Annotated in this window: 12 protein-coding genes; 1 reads left to right on the top strand and 11 read right to left on the bottom strand. The window is 37.9% G+C overall.

The genetic code is table 11. The annotated features are described in order from the left end of the window. Window positions 1–175 precede the first annotated feature (175 nt). From ACFIM1_RS02795 to gshB, 11 genes are all read right to left on the bottom strand, one after another. Window positions 176–796, bottom strand: coding sequence for a ribonuclease D (locus ACFIM1_RS02795; RefSeq protein ID WP_375608049.1), 621 nt, complete (start codon window positions 794–796; stop codon window positions 176–178). Continuing rightward, on the bottom strand, window positions 789–2,183 hold the full coding sequence (locus ACFIM1_RS02790; RefSeq protein WP_375608048.1) for a M20/M25/M40 family metallo-hydrolase: 1,395 nt from the start codon (window positions 2,181–2,183) through the stop codon (window positions 789–791). The genes ACFIM1_RS02795 and ACFIM1_RS02790 overlap by 8 nt, the downstream gene beginning before the upstream one ends. 85 nt (window positions 2,184–2,268) lie before the next feature. Further along, window positions 2,269–3,144, bottom strand: a complete 876-nt coding sequence (gene mutM / locus ACFIM1_RS02785; protein WP_375606811.1) for a bifunctional DNA-formamidopyrimidine glycosylase/DNA-(apurinic or apyrimidinic site) lyase — start codon at window positions 3,142–3,144, stop codon at window positions 2,269–2,271. A 287-nt stretch (window positions 3,145–3,431) separates the two neighbouring features. After that, window positions 3,432–4,679, bottom strand: coding sequence for an aminopeptidase (locus tag ACFIM1_RS02780; protein ID WP_375610529.1), 1,248 nt, complete (start codon window positions 4,677–4,679; stop codon window positions 3,432–3,434). A gap of 179 nt (window positions 4,680–4,858) precedes the next feature. Continuing rightward, on the bottom strand, window positions 4,859–5,692 hold the full coding sequence (locus ACFIM1_RS02775) for a cell wall hydrolase (protein ID WP_375614567.1): 834 nt from the start codon (window positions 5,690–5,692) through the stop codon (window positions 4,859–4,861). Between the two features lie 551 nt (window positions 5,693–6,243). Next, a complete protein-coding gene (gene phoU, locus ACFIM1_RS02770) occupies window positions 6,244–6,966 on the bottom strand; it encodes a phosphate signaling complex protein PhoU (protein ID WP_375614568.1) in 723 nt (240 codons plus the stop codon). Between the two features lie 21 nt (window positions 6,967–6,987). After that, window positions 6,988–7,746 (bottom strand): phosphate ABC transporter ATP-binding protein PstB, encoded by a 759-nt coding sequence (gene pstB, locus ACFIM1_RS02765; RefSeq protein WP_139412809.1) that lies wholly within the window; start codon window positions 7,744–7,746, stop codon window positions 6,988–6,990. Between the two features lie 51 nt (window positions 7,747–7,797). Continuing rightward, the gene (gene pstA, locus ACFIM1_RS02760; protein WP_375606807.1) at window positions 7,798–9,090 is read right to left on the bottom strand and encodes a phosphate ABC transporter permease PstA; all 1,293 of its coding nucleotides are present in this window, start codon (window positions 9,088–9,090) and stop codon (window positions 7,798–7,800) included. Next, a complete protein-coding gene (gene pstC, locus ACFIM1_RS02755; protein ID WP_375606806.1) occupies window positions 9,087–10,547 on the bottom strand; it encodes a phosphate ABC transporter permease subunit PstC in 1,461 nt (486 codons plus the stop codon). Before pstC ends, pstA begins: the two co-directional genes overlap by 4 nt. A gap of 75 nt (window positions 10,548–10,622) precedes the next feature. Continuing rightward, window positions 10,623–11,669 carry a substrate-binding domain-containing protein gene (locus tag ACFIM1_RS02750; RefSeq protein WP_375606805.1) on the bottom strand — a complete coding sequence of 349 codons (1,047 nt, stop codon included), beginning with the start codon at window positions 11,667–11,669 and terminating at the stop codon, window positions 10,623–10,625. A gap of 134 nt (window positions 11,670–11,803) precedes the next feature. After that, window positions 11,804–12,751 carry a glutathione synthase gene (gshB, locus tag ACFIM1_RS02745; protein ID WP_375608046.1) on the bottom strand — a complete coding sequence of 316 codons (948 nt, stop codon included), beginning with the start codon at window positions 12,749–12,751 and terminating at the stop codon, window positions 11,804–11,806. An 87-nt stretch (window positions 12,752–12,838) separates the two neighbouring features. Between gshB and ACFIM1_RS02740 the strand changes: the two genes are divergently transcribed. Next, window positions 12,839–13,633, top strand: coding sequence for a molybdopterin-synthase adenylyltransferase MoeB (locus ACFIM1_RS02740; protein ID WP_375608045.1), 795 nt, complete (start codon window positions 12,839–12,841; stop codon window positions 13,631–13,633). Window positions 13,634–14,344 lie beyond the last annotated feature (711 nt).

Here is a 14,344-nt window from a genome sequence, read left to right as displayed (position 1 = left end):
AAATAAAAAATATGAATGCAAAAATACTTTTATTGCCTAAATTTCAAATGAAATAGCACTTAAAAATTTATTATAATTCTTATCAGAAAAAATGAGAGGATAAAATGCCCATAATGTACAAGCATTTTGCCCTCTCACATCAATAATTAACTCCATTTAAAAGCCAATTTTAAAGTTAGCTATGCGCAAAAATATCAACTTCCGCCCATCCTAAAAGATCAAGCCTAGCTCTCATAGGCAAAAATTGAAAGCATGCCTTGGCAACATTTTCTCGCTCTTCACGTCTTAAACGTTCTTCAAATATAACCTTTAAACGATGCAAATATAACACATCCGACGCAGCATATTCAATTTGTGCCTGTGATAACGTTTCTGCTGCCCAATCGGAAGATTGTTGCTGTTTAGAAATATTCACATTCAGCAATTCATTACAAACTTCTTTTAAGCCATGACGATCCGTATAAGTACGCGTGAGTCTAGAAGCAATTTTTGTACAAAAAACAGCTTCTGGCATAACACCAAATGTATGCGCTAAAATAGCAAGATCAAAACGCCCAAAATGAAATATTTTGGTAACCGCGTTATCTTCAAGAAGCTTGACCAAATTAGGTGCACTCTTTTGTCCTTTAGCAATTTGTATAATATCAGCAGTACCATCTCCGGCAGAAAGCTGCACAACACATAAACGATCACGATGCGGTTGTAAGCCTAAAGTTTCGGTATCAATCGCAATAGCATCAGTTTTATAATTGTCTAAGTTTGGTAAATCACCTTGATGAACACGAATCTCAGCCATTTACCCTCCTATTTGCTAAAGCTGCAAGAATACGCGCCCAAGATCGCTGCCCCTTATGAAACGATTTTAAATTATACTTTTCATTGGGAGAATGAATACGATCATTATATAATGCAAATCCAACCAGAACAGATTCCATATCAAGAATTGACTGAAAATCTCCCACAACCGGAATTGATCCCCCCATAGCGTCGAGTATAGCAGGATTGCTCCATTCTTGCGACAAAGCTTCTTTTGCGGCCTTGATAAAAGGTGAATCATAAGGAATTTGAATTGCAGAAGAACCACCATGCCCCTTAAATTCAACAGTACAATCAGCAGGAATAAGACCGCACACATAATGACGGAAAGCTTGGCGTATCTTCTCTGGATCTTGCTTATGCACTAAACGAAAAGATACTTTCGCATTCGCTTGAGAAGCAATAACTGTTTTTATTCCTTCTCCTTCATAACCACCACTAATCCCGTTAACTTCTGCTGTAGGACGCGCCCATACAAGTTCTAAAATGCTCCGTCCTTTTTCACCAGCAGGAATGGAAAGTCCTATAGGACCAAGAAAATTTTCAGCAGTACAATTCAGGGCATTCCATGATTGCAAAATCTGTGAAGGTGTTTCTTCAACTCCATCATAAAAACCTGGAAGCGTTACACGACCATTGTCATCATGAAGTCCTGCTAAGATTTTTGTTAAAATATGAATAGGGTTAGCAGCTACCCCTCCATAAGCACCAGAGTGCAAATCACGATCGGCTGCTGTAATCGTAACCTCTTCTCCTAAAATACCCCGAAGAGCAATACAAACAGATGGTGTATCGGCATCCCACATTGCTGTATCACAAACCAATGCACAATCAGCCTTAAGTTCATCCCTATTTTCTTTTAAAAAAGGAACAAGAGAAGGAGAACCACTTTCTTCTTCTCCCTCAAATAAAACAGTAACCTTAATGGGAAGTTGCCCCGTTTCTTTCTTAAATGCACGACATGCCTCAACAAAGGTCATGAGCTGACCTTTGTCATCAGAAGCGCCACGAGCACAAATAACTTTTTCTCCATCTTTTTCCTTTAATGAAGGATTAAATGGATCATCTTCCCATAAATTTAATGGATCAACAGGTTGAACATCATAATGTCCATAAAATAACACATGCAGACAATCATCTGAAGGCCCTGGATGATGTCCAACAACCATTGGATGACCTGGTGTATCACGCCGTGAAGCCTCAAAACCTATTGTTTTTAAATCTTCTACCAACCAATCAGCTGCTTTACGACATTCATCCTTATAAGCCAAGTCTGTAGAAATCGATTGGAAACGTAAAAGAGAAAAAAGGCGTTCAAGGCTCTTTCCTATATTCTCATCAAGATGTGTTAATACTTTATTCAACATAAAAAAACCTCTCAAGCCTCGTATATTCGTATAATTGTAAGAACCTGACTTTAAGCCTCTTGTAGGATTTTGCAAGACACCTTATTCATTTTTGACACTGTGAGCAGTAAAAACTTGAACGCCCAGCCTGTAAAATACGTATAATAGGCGTTCCACATTCCAAACATTCCTTGCCTTCTCGTCCATAAACTGAAAAAGCGTGTTGAAAATAACCAAGTGAACCATCTATATGCATATAATCACGTAAAGAAGAGCCACCGGACAAAATGGCTTCAGAAATCACATTGCGTATATTTTGTGCTAAAGAATCTGCAAATTCACGTGCACGTGTCGTTTTTGATGCCAATGTAAATGCACTACGTTGTGGAGATAAACGACTCCGCCAAAGTGCTTCGCAAACATAAATATTCCCAAGACCCGAAACAATAGACTGATCAAGTAAAACGCCCTTGAGAGACATTTTTTTATTAACAAAAGCCTTTTGTAAATAACGACCAGAAAACGAATTACTCATAGGTTCAAGCCCTAGCTTATTTAAAAGCGGATGTTCATAAAGCTTGTCCGTATCGACTAAAAGCATAAACCCAAAGCGACGCACATCATTATAAATAAGGTGATAAAATTCACCATCCCTTGTCTGAATATCCATGATAAAATGGTCATGCTTAACCAATTTATTTCTCGTTGAAAAAGCTTTTCTCAAAATGTCATTCTCTATACGCCATGAACCAGACATTCCTAAATGGCTTAAAATTGTTTCATTATGAGAAAGATGAAATAATAAATATTTCGCACGTCGACCAAGTTCTATAATTTTTCTGCCGATAAGGCGCTCAGAAAACGCCTCAGGAAAAGGAAAACGCAAATCTCTACGATTAAGTTTGACAGATACTATCTTTGCATCAGTTACAACGGACTCAAGTCCACGACGAACTGTCTCTACTTCAGGAAGCTCAGGCATTACTCTTCTTTAATAATTATACACTTTCCAATCGTATGACTGATAAATTGGCTTCTTCCCCCCCCTCCTCAAAGAACGAAGACTCCCACAACATCTGGTCTGTAAACAATCAAGTTTCTTGTTGAGTGGCTTTCTCTTGGCTTTCTACTCATGTGAGTCATTTAACTAAAGGCTTTATGGCCAAACCCTGCCTTGAATATATACCACACACTCTAAAATACTTAGCGTATCAATGAGACTTGCATACCACCCCACCTTAAATGACGAAGTTTTACAGCATAACAGAATTAAGTCCATTCACCCTTACGAAATACAGGAACTCTTACACCATCTTGGGTAATGCCATCTATGTCAATTTCACCAGAACCAATCATCCAGTCAATATGAATGACACTTTTATTTCCACCACGTGCTGCAATCTCTTCTGACGTCAGTGATGCCCCATCTAAAAAGCATTTGGAATAACACTGCCCTAAAGCAATATGACATGCAGCATTTTCATCAAATAAGGTATTATAAAAAAGGAGGTCACTCTTAGAAATTGGTGAAGAATGGGGCACAAGAGCAACTTCACCTAAGCGACTAGCCCCTTCATCACTTTGCAAAACCTGTTGCAAAACTTCCTGACCTGTTGATGCACGAGCCTCAACAATACGCCCTGCTTCAAAACGCATCTCAATATTATCAATCAGTGCTCCTTGATAAGAAAGAGGCTTGGTCGAACGAACAAAACCCTCAACCTTATGAGCATGAGGCGTGGTGAAAACTTCTTCAGTCGGAATATTAGGATTGCAAACAACACCATTTTGAGCCGCAGATGCACCACCATGCCATTCATGATCATCTGCCAAACCAACTGTTAAATCGGTACCTGGTCCTGTAAAATGCAAAGCAGAGAAACGCTGCTCATTAAGCCAAGATGACCGTTGTTTCAAAGCTGCATTATGGACACTCCATGCATGCACTGGGTCCTCATCTGTAACCCGTGAAGCAGCAAAAATTGCATTTGCTAATTTCTTAATCGCCTCATTAAGTGGTAAAGAAGGAAACATCGCCTCAGCCCATCCTGCTGTTGGATATGCAACAATCGACCAATTCATAGCAAAATTAGATATTTTTTTAAGAGCAGGCTGGTAAGCTAACGAAGTCGCCTTATTCAAACGCGCAACCTTGTCAAAATCTTGATTGGACAAAAGCAAAGGATTATCACCAACAATCGCTAAACGTGCTGCCCCATTTTCATAAGCCTTCGCCATTCCCTCATAGAGCCAAGAAGGAGCACAATCAAAACTAGCCGTATGAGCATTTTCAAAACGTGTAAGTGATAACATATCATCACTAAAAATTGGTGTAATGACACCAGCACCAATCTTATAAGCATGATATGCGATACGCCGAACAAAAGGGAGGGCTGAAACTGGAGCAGTTAAAACAAGATCCTGCCCCTCTTGTAAATTCAACCCCACTTTCACTGTAATTTCTGCAAGACGATTAAGCATTTCAGGCGAAATTGTCTCATGAATATCAAAGTACATTACCAATACCCTTCTTTAAATAGAATGCGTTCTTTATGTCGTCATATTATAAATTGTTATTCAATATCTTTTGAATTTACTTTCTCCACGTATAATTATGGATATCATGATCGCTAAAGAGTTCACTTAATTCATAAACTGCAATGGATTGTAAAAACACTTCCTTGGTCGTGCAAAAATTATCGGTTTGTGTACCGTTTTTCTAACATTGCAACAATTGCATTTAACTGATCTGATGAAGGTAACGCCATAATCGGTTTATTTTCTTCTTTCCTAGCTGGATGTTGAGGCGCATAGGCGGGAATGGGAACTTTATCAAGCTGTACCATCGCAAAAGACGTAGGATGGTCCGTCTTGGACTGTGCTACCTGTGTAGAAGAAGATATACTCTTTTCTGTTCTTATTCCTCTACTTTCTAAACTTTCATCCACAAAGCTTGGCGTATTACCAGAACGTTCTTGGGCAAACGCATAAGCAACATCATAAGGGCGATTATTTGTAGGAATTTGAAGTGATCCATCACGCGATCGTTTTTCATAAAAAGCATTTCCCCCTGCAACATGAACATAGTGCATGTTTTTATACGGAAAAGACAAACCAGCGGTATGAAAAAACTTAGCGTGTTTAACTTTCTTATCTCGTTCACCCCGTAAAACGGCATCAGCCGCTTCTCTTACACGAGCAACAGATGCTTTCTCCGTCATAGGACGTGTTAAAACACCAGGAGCAAACTGCTTATATTGACCAACAACACCACAAATCGTCTTAGGATAGGCGGTCGAATTAACACGATTCATAACAACCGTCCCAACGGCAATCATTCCTTCACGGCTTGTGCGATTTGATTCAAAATACATCGCTCGCATAAGGCATTGACGCTCTGTCAATGGATACGTAACCGTTTTTGTCTTATTATTTATTTTTCCAGTATCTAAATGATTTGAAGCACATCCCACAACAACTAACGGCGCTACACAACAGGTAACAAAAACATTCCAACGATTTTTTTTCATCTTATGCAACACATTCCTATAATCTCTAAGCTATTCAAATTTTGAAATGAGCTTTAAATGTATCTCTCAATAAAGTACATAGCTAATTGTTACCACTCAGTAAAACTTTAATACAAGAGGTAATCAAAAAGTATCTATGCAAAATAAAAAATAAAAAACTCTTAATTTACAGATCGATATTGTTATTCTTCACGATTCAATATAGGCCATAATAACCCAGACGTTTCAATTACAATAAAATAACACTATCCACTTCTTCTACATACGAAAAAAATAATACAGATATCCCCTTTGAATATAAAATTTTAACAAAATGATCTGAAAGGAAATTCCCCTAGAAAACTCCCCTCCAGCCACAGTGTGAATGATGGTATCATTCAATATACAAATATGTCAAATCAAGAGTTAGAAATCTGCCATGCTTCTCTGAAAAAACTCTTTGTTACTTCTTTGTGCTTTTCCATAAGATGGTTATCTTATTCTTTCTATAGCTGCACTCTAAGAAAATACTCATATATCTACAAACTTATTTTATACATATAAGAAAAATTTTAATCTATTTTCTTCTCACCTACCCCAACTTTATAAGTAAGATCATCGCGAGGACGATCAGAAGACATATGATAACCCGTTATGATATAATGCAACATTTCAGCAATATTGGTAACATGATCACCAATTCGTTCAATGTTTTTTAAACAAAACAGTAAGTGCGTACAAACCGTAATATTGCGCATATCTTCCATCATATACGTCAAAAGTTCACGAAAAAGAGAAGTATACAAAGCATCAATCTTCTCATCACGCTCCCGCACAGCGTCAACACGCTCTAATAGGCGACTCGTATAAGCATTTAACACTTCTTTTAATTGATTGAGCGCTAAAGCTGTAATTGTTTCAAGTCCATGATAAAAGGACGCAGATTGACGTATTTCTGAAAGTGCAACAGTCCTCTTAGCAATGTTTTTGGCCATATCCCCAATCCGCTCAAGATCAGAAGAAATACGAATGGCTCCAATAATTTCACGCAAATCAACAGCCATCGGTTGGCGTTTGCATATAATAGCAACGGCTTTTTCATCAATGTCACGTTCTGCTTTATCTAAAAACACATCATCGGCAATCACTGTCGTTGCAAGTTGAAGATCACTACACACAACCGATGCGACAGAACGTTCAATCATCCTTTCTGCATGGCTCCCCATTTCTGTAATCCTTACTCTTAAATATTTTAGTTCTGCATCATAAGAACGGACAGTATGTTTCATAGACATATCTTACACTCCTCAATTTACCTATCCAAAACGCCCCGTAATATAATCTTGCGTCCGTTGCTCTTTTGGTGAGGTAAAGATCATTTCAGTCGCACCAACTTCTACTAAATGCCCTAAATGAAACATAGCCGTATATTGAGAAACACGTGCGGCCTGTTGCATGGAATGTGTTACAATAACAATTGTATAATTTTGCCGTAACGCATCGATAAGCTCTTCAATCCGTGCTGTCGCAATGGGATCAAGAGCTGAACAAGGCTCATCCATCAAAATAACTTCAGGACTAACCGCAATAGCACGTGCAATACACAAACGCTGTTGTTGTCCCCCTGATAAACTTGTTCCAAGATCATGAAGACGGTCTTTTACTTCTTCAAACAAACCTGCCTGCCTCAAACTCTTTTCAACCACATCATGCAATTCAGAGCGTGTTTTAACCAAACCGTGAATGCGTGGACCATACGCAACATTCTCAAATATAGATTTTGGAAAAGGACTAGGCTTTTGAAAAACCATTCCAACACGAGCACGCAATTCTACAACATCAATCCTCTGATCATAAATATTCTCCCCATCTAAGGTAATAAGACCCGTTATTTTAGCACCTTCAATTGTATCATTCATACGGTTAAAACAACGCAAAAAAGTTGACTTCCCGCATCCTGATGGACCAATCAAAGCAGTCACTTGATGTTCAGGAATATCAAGTGTAATACCATGGAGTGCCTCTTTGTCTCCATAAGAAACCTTCACATCCTGACCACGCATTTTAATCTTCATTACAAAAACTCACCTTACAAAAATCTTATCGAAATTGTTATTTTATTAAAATTATTGGCGGCGTTCAAATCGTCGACGTAAAAAAACCGCAGAAATATTCATGATCGCAAGAAAAATCATTAATACAATAATAGCCCCTGACGTCTTTTCAACAAAAGCGCGCTCTGCTTCACCAGCCCACATAAAAATTTGAACAGGCAACGCTGTTGCTGGATCCATGGGAGTCGTAGGAATATTAACAACAAAAGCAACCATTCCAATCAAAAGCAAAGGCGCAGTTTCACCCAAAGCCTGAGCTACTCCAATAATTGTACCTGTCAAAATACCAGGCGCGGCTAAAGGAATAACATGATGAAAAATCATTTGTGTTTTTGATGCCCCCAACCCTAAAGCTGCTGCACGAATAGAGAGAGGAACAGCACGCAAAGCAGAACGTGTTGCAATAATAATCGTGGGGAGAGTCATGAGCGCTAAAACAAGCCCCCCAACAAAAGAAGCGGAACGTGGTAATCCCAAAAAATTAATAAAAACCGCGAGTCCTAAAAGACCAAAGACAATCGAAGGAACAGCTGCAAGATTATTGATATTAACTTCGATAAAATCTGTAAATTTATTTTTACGTGCATATTCTTCCAAATAAAGAGCCGTTGCTATGCCTATCGGAAGTGAAACCAATAAAACAATGCCTATCATATAAAGAGAACCAATAATCGCAACCCCTAACCCAGCAGTCTCAGGACGACTTGAAGCGCCAAGTGTAAAAAAACCAACATTAAATGTTTTATAAAGCGTACCATCATGCGCTAAACGCTTTATCCATTCTATTTGCCGATTAGAAACTTTACGGTTTTTTTCTGCTACATGCAGATCAATCTGCCCCTTATAAGCAGAATCGATATCCGCAGCTGCCAAAACTTTGATTTTTTGCATTGTGCCAATCAGTCTTGGATTCTTTGTCACCATTTCACGGAGTTGAACACGTACACCACTTGAAAACATACGGCTAACATCCCGCAGGGAGGCTCGATCATTTTGATCGATATCAAGTTTCTTGGCTAACGCATTGCGTACAAGAATTGGATAATTCGCCATTATGAGGACCTGTGGATTTGTTTTATGTTGACCACCTGGATCAATAATCTTTTCATCCAAATAAATCGATAATGTCATTTGACTCTGCAAAAAGGCTGTATAACCTTGACTAATGATAGACCATAAAAGCGCAAATAAAAAAAACAAACCAATAAAAATGGCAATCAAACCATAAGCACGAAAACGACGTTCAGCCCAATACCGACGTTTGAGGCTAATATTGCGACGAGGAAAAAGAATTTTTTCATTCATTCATATTGTTCCCGATATTTACGCACAATATAAAGAGCTAGAATATTCATCAAAAGTGTCATGACAAAGAGTGTCATTCCTAATGCAAAAGCCACCAAAGTTTGTGGAGAGTTAAACTCAAAATCACCAGTCAATTGATTAACAATCTTAACTGTCATCGTCGTCATTGCTTCGAAAGGATTGAGTGTTAAGTTTGCAGCAACACCCGCCGCCAAAACCACAATCATTGTTTCACCAATTGCACGCGATGCTGTCAACAAAATTGCTCCCATAATCCCTGGAAGCGCTGCCGGTATAACGACTTTCTTAATTGTTTCAGATTGTGTTGCTCCTAAACCATAAGAACCTTCACGTAAAATGCGTGGAACAGCTGTTATAACATCATCCGACAAAGAGGAAACAAAAGGAATCAACATAATTCCCATCACAACTCCAGCAGTCAAAACACTTTGCGCCATAATAAAACTAACCCCGTCTGAGAGAGAAGCAGAGAGATCTCGTAAAAATGGTCCTACAACCTTCAAAGCAAAAAAGCCATAAACAATCGTTGGAATGCCAGCAAGAACTTCTAACAATGGCTTCACAATTGCTCGCAATCGCGAAGAAGCATACTCGGCCATATAAAGAGCTGAAAATAATCCTATAGGTACAGCAAAAAGCATGGCAACAAATGCAATATAAAGCGTACCAGCAAGAAGTGGTATTAAGCCAAATTGTCCTACTTCACCGCTTGAACCGCTCGCGGAAAAACGCGGATCCCAAACCGTTCCTAAAAAGAAATTTGAAAAAGATACAGACTGAAAAAAGCTTATTGTCTGAAAAAACATAGAAAGTGCAATGGCTATTGTCGTCAAGATAGCAACGATAGAAGCACAAACCAGTCCAATAATAATCAAAGATTCAACCTTATTACGCGCACGCTGATGAGGAGCAATTTGCATTATTCCACAGATAAAACCAAAGAATGCAATAGCAAAAAGGAAACCATAACCAATGAACTGAAGCTTTTCAGAAGAAAATACCCATGACTGTGCCATTGTGTACACATCATCCGATACTTCATCAGGTAAAATAAATCCCTTCGCGAATAATTGTGCCTGCACTGTCTTATAGGAAGCTGTAGAAAGATCCCCTTCAAAGTGATGAAGCATTTTGGCAAGACTTCGAAGAGTCTCCCAAAGTAAATCATGATTTACAGGCTCTGTTATATGCGCACTATATGCCTCAAGCTCTTGAGAGGCATTATATTCTAAATAAATTGTACTCCCAGAATCCCAAAAAATTAAAAAAATAAAAGCTGGAATAACAGTAATCAAAAATGTCCACCAGCCATAATAATACGCACGAGAATGCATTTTATGTCGTCTGTATTCAAGAAAGCGTGCACGCATATAAGAAATACAAAAGCCACAAAATCCAAGAATTAATAACAGCAAAATAATGAAGGAAATGCGCATTTTATCTTTCAGTTTTTATAAAAAAATAGCACCCAAATTTCCTATCCCAGAAATCCAACAAATTTTCCCTGCAAATTATTTCAATGTCATTACTCGACCAGCAGAAAAATCAAAACGCTGTGCTTGACGTTCCTTTTCAGGAGAAACAATCAAACCATATTCAGCCAAAGGACCCTCTGGACCAATCATTTGGTCAGAAAGAAAAAAATCAACATACTCTCGCAAACCTGAAATAATACCTAAATGTGCTTTCTTAATATAGAAAAAAAGTGGACGAGAAACTGGATATTGTCCACTAGAAATCGTCTCAACTGTTGGCGCAAAACCGTTAATATCAGCAACCTTTAGCCTATCAGCATTATTTTGATAAAAAGACAAACCAAAAATACCAACCCCTGTTTTATTAGAAGTTAGACGCGCAAATGTTTCAGAATAATCACCATCAATATCAACCGCTTTTCCATCCTTACGTACCGCAATACAAGCAGTGTGTATCTCCTTATCATCCATTCCTAAAGACTTCATCACCTCAACTGCCCCACTCTCTTTACACCCCTCAATAAGTAATTTTTCCTCAAAAACTTCACGTGTCCCATGCTTCTCTCCAGGAATATACGCTGCTATCGTCCAATCAGGAAGAGCACTATTAACTGTACTCCATTTCAAAAAATTATTCGGTTGCAATTTTCCGTCTATAATAATTCGAGCAGCAAGGGCTTTATAAACATCTACTGGCTGTAATTTCCAATCAGGCCCCTTAATATCTGTTGCAAAAACAATGCCATCATACCCAATACGTATTTCCTCAACATCTTTTACACCAGCATCAAAACAAGACTGTAATTCACTCGATTTCATTGCTCGCGAAGCATTAACAATATCAACAGTGTTCTCCCCAATACCACGGCAGAACTCCTTAATACCAGCTCCTGTTCCACCCGATTCGATAACAGGAACCTTAAAATGGGGATAAATTTCTCCAAATGTCTCAGCAACAATCTTTTGATAAGGTAAAACTGTAGATGAACCAGTAATCTGTATTTGATCGCGTGCATTGCCTCCATTTGCTGACAGCAGTAGCGCAAAAATCAATCCCACTCCAATTGATAATACTCTGCTCATCTATAAACTCCCTAAAAATTGAGGACAAAGCCTCTTAATTCATATCATACGGTCATTGTAGTTCACATTTGCACCATAACAAATATAAAAAAACAATATGGATCATTTTTTTAAAACCATGTTTTTATCTTCTGTCAAATAAATTCATTTGAACGCTTGAACTCAATAACATCCCAAAACAAATGAGCAACATCTGTACCGCAGAAGCGTTTAATTTCACGAATTCCCGTAGGAGACGTCACATTGATTTCTGTTATATAATCTCCAATCACATCAATCCCCACAAAAAGAAGACCTCGTTCCTTTAAGGCTGGACCAATGCGTTCACAAATCTCATAATCACGTTTTGTTAACTCAACATTTTCCGCGCGACCTCCAACATGCATATTAGAGCGCACATCTGTTTCTGTCGGAATTCGATTAATAGCTCCAACAGGTGCACCATCAAGCAAAATAATCCTTTTATCTCCTTTTCGTACTACTTCTAAATAGCGCTGAACAATAAAAGGTTCGTGATAAATTTCTGCAAACATTTCCAACAATGATGCTAAATTGCGATCATCTTGTTTTAAATAAAAAACACCAGCGCCCCCATTCCCATAAAGTGGTTTAACAATAATATCGCCAAATGTCTTTCTAAAAGCTGTTATTTCTTCAATATCTTTGGTAATTAGTGTTTCTGGCATCAAATCGGAAAATTCAGTAACAAAAATTTTTTCTGGACTGTTGCGTACCCATGCCGGATCATTCACAACAAGTGTTTTAGGATGAATACGTTCTAACAAATGAGTCGTGGTGATATAATTGAGATCAAAAGGGGGATCTTGGCGTAAAAGAACCACATCCATATCTGTTAATTCTGTGCGAACAGGCTTTTCTAATTGATAGTGGCTTCCCTCTTTATCATGTACAATCAATGGCTCTAGTCGTGCAATCACACAACCATCGCACAGAGATAAACGATCTGGTGTATAATGGAAGAGAGAATGTCCACGTTCTTGTGCTGCTAAAGCGAGTGCGAATGTCGTATCTCCTTGAATCCGAACTGTTGAAATATGATCCATCTGAATGGCAATTTTCATAAATAAATCCTCCCTATCCTAAAAGCAGACTGGTCTATGCATCATAAACTTAGTAAACAATAAAAGAACTATGACAAGAGAAAATTTATGACACAAGAAACAGATACAAAATTAAGCAACGAAGAAATCGAACGCTATGCACGCCACATCATTTTGCCTGAGATTGGTGGTGCAGGGCAACAAAAGCTAAAAAAAGCACGTGTCCTTGTTGTGGGCGCTGGTGGTCTCGGTGCTCCTGTCTTAACCTATTTGGCTGCCGCAGGTGTTGGAACCCTTGGAATTATCGATAATGACATTGTTTCACTTTCCAATTTACAACGCCAAGTTATTCATAAAACAAGTGCAATGAACAAAAGCAAAACAGACAGTGCTGAAACCACTATAAAAGCAATAAATCCCCATGTTGTAGTTGAAAAACACACCCTACGCTTAGATAACAGTAATGTAGATAAACTGCTCAATGCTTACCACATCATTGTTGATGGAAGTGATAATTTTACGACACGCTATCTTCTTGCTGATCACGCTGCCCAATGTAAAAAACCTTTAATAAGTGGTGCTGTAGAACGTTTTAATGGCTCATTAACCGTCCTTATGCCATATAAAGACAATAATCCTCACTATCGCGATTTATTTCCCACGCCTCCTGCTCCCGATACTATTCCAACATGCGCTGAAGCTGGAATTATCGGTGTTTTACCCGGTGTTATTGGGACCCTACAAGCAATGGAAGTTATTAAAATGATCACAAACATCGGAGAGCCATTAGTAGGAAAGATTCTTCTCTATAATGGATTATTAGCACAATTTAATATTATTACTTATAAACGCTCAAATTATAAAGAAAATGCCATAGTTATTAAGAAGCTTGGAGAATCTTGATGATGTTCTCTCTTCCACTAACTTTTAGCACTCTCGCAATATGTATTGAAATACTAATATTTTATCGTAAGTCATCGAAACATTGTAACCAATGAAACCTATTAAATTTATCACAAATATGGAAAACCTTTTGTGAAAAAATAATTCTCTATAATGGATTATCATCATAATTTCATGTCATCGTCTATAAATAGACAGAGACTCGTGCAAACTTAGCTCCCATCAGTATTCTTGTGTAAAAAATTTTCAACGTAGATAAAAATACAATCAACGGAACTCTATTCAACTATTTTACTAGTCACACATAAAAATTGTTTCACATGAAAGTGCTCACTTCAAACCATAACCTATAAATAATCTAAGTCATATTTTAGTGATCGGTACTATAAAAGGTCAATGATCTGTCCACACACTTCTAACCTTAAGAGAAAACGTCTATTCATCAAGCATCATAAAATGCAGCTTAGGATTATTGCACGTATAAGAACAATCAATTGTCTCAGTTCATAAGAAAAATACATGGAATTGATGTGTATAGAAGGATTAAGATAAACCTCATGGAGAGCTTTAATTACATAATTATTACATTCAGAAGCAGAAAGCTGCGGCTCATGAATTGATAATCCTTCAGCAATAATTTCATAGAACAATTATATGTAGAAAAAGTGAAGCACACAAATCTTGAAAACCAATCCACAGACGACAGTGTAA

This window comes from Bartonella sp. AC158YNML (genome assembly GCF_042196725.1).
Taxonomy (GTDB): domain Bacteria; phylum Pseudomonadota; class Alphaproteobacteria; order Rhizobiales; family Rhizobiaceae; genus Bartonella.
This window is presented reverse-complemented; position numbering and strand designations above follow the sequence as displayed.

Bases quoted from the DNA above. Each gene is read 5' to 3' on its own strand.
- gshB (WP_375608046.1), bottom strand. From the start codon at position 12,751: ATGAAAATTGCCATTCAGATGGATCATATTTCAACAGTTCGGATTCAA.
- ACFIM1_RS02750 (WP_375606805.1), bottom strand. From the start codon at position 11,669: ATGAGCAGAGTATTATCAATTGGAGTGGGATTGATTTTTGCGCTACTG.
- ACFIM1_RS02775 (WP_375614567.1), bottom strand. From the start codon at position 5,692: ATGAAAAAAAATCGTTGGAATGTTTTTGTTACCTGTTGTGTAGCGCCG.
- pstB (WP_139412809.1), bottom strand. From the start codon at position 7,746: ATGAAGATTAAAATGCGTGGTCAGGATGTGAAGGTTTCTTATGGAGAC.
- ACFIM1_RS02780 (WP_375610529.1), bottom strand. From the start codon at position 4,679: ATGTACTTTGATATTCATGAGACAATTTCGCCTGAAATGCTTAATCGT.
- ACFIM1_RS02790 (WP_375608048.1), bottom strand. From the start codon at position 2,183: ATGTTGAATAAAGTATTAACACATCTTGATGAGAATATAGGAAAGAGC.
- phoU (WP_375614568.1), bottom strand. From the start codon at position 6,966: ATGTCTATGAAACATACTGTCCGTTCTTATGATGCAGAACTAAAATAT.
- pstC (WP_375606806.1), bottom strand. From the start codon at position 10,547: ATGCGCATTTCCTTCATTATTTTGCTGTTATTAATTCTTGGATTTTGT.
- ACFIM1_RS02740 (WP_375608045.1), top strand. From the start codon at position 12,839: ATGACACAAGAAACAGATACAAAATTAAGCAACGAAGAAATCGAACGC.
- ACFIM1_RS02795 (WP_375608049.1), bottom strand. From the start codon at position 796: ATGGCTGAGATTCGTGTTCATCAAGGTGATTTACCAAACTTAGACAAT.
- pstA (WP_375606807.1), bottom strand. From the start codon at position 9,090: ATGAATGAAAAAATTCTTTTTCCTCGTCGCAATATTAGCCTCAAACGT.
- mutM (WP_375606811.1), bottom strand. From the start codon at position 3,144: ATGCCTGAGCTTCCTGAAGTAGAGACAGTTCGTCGTGGACTTGAGTCC.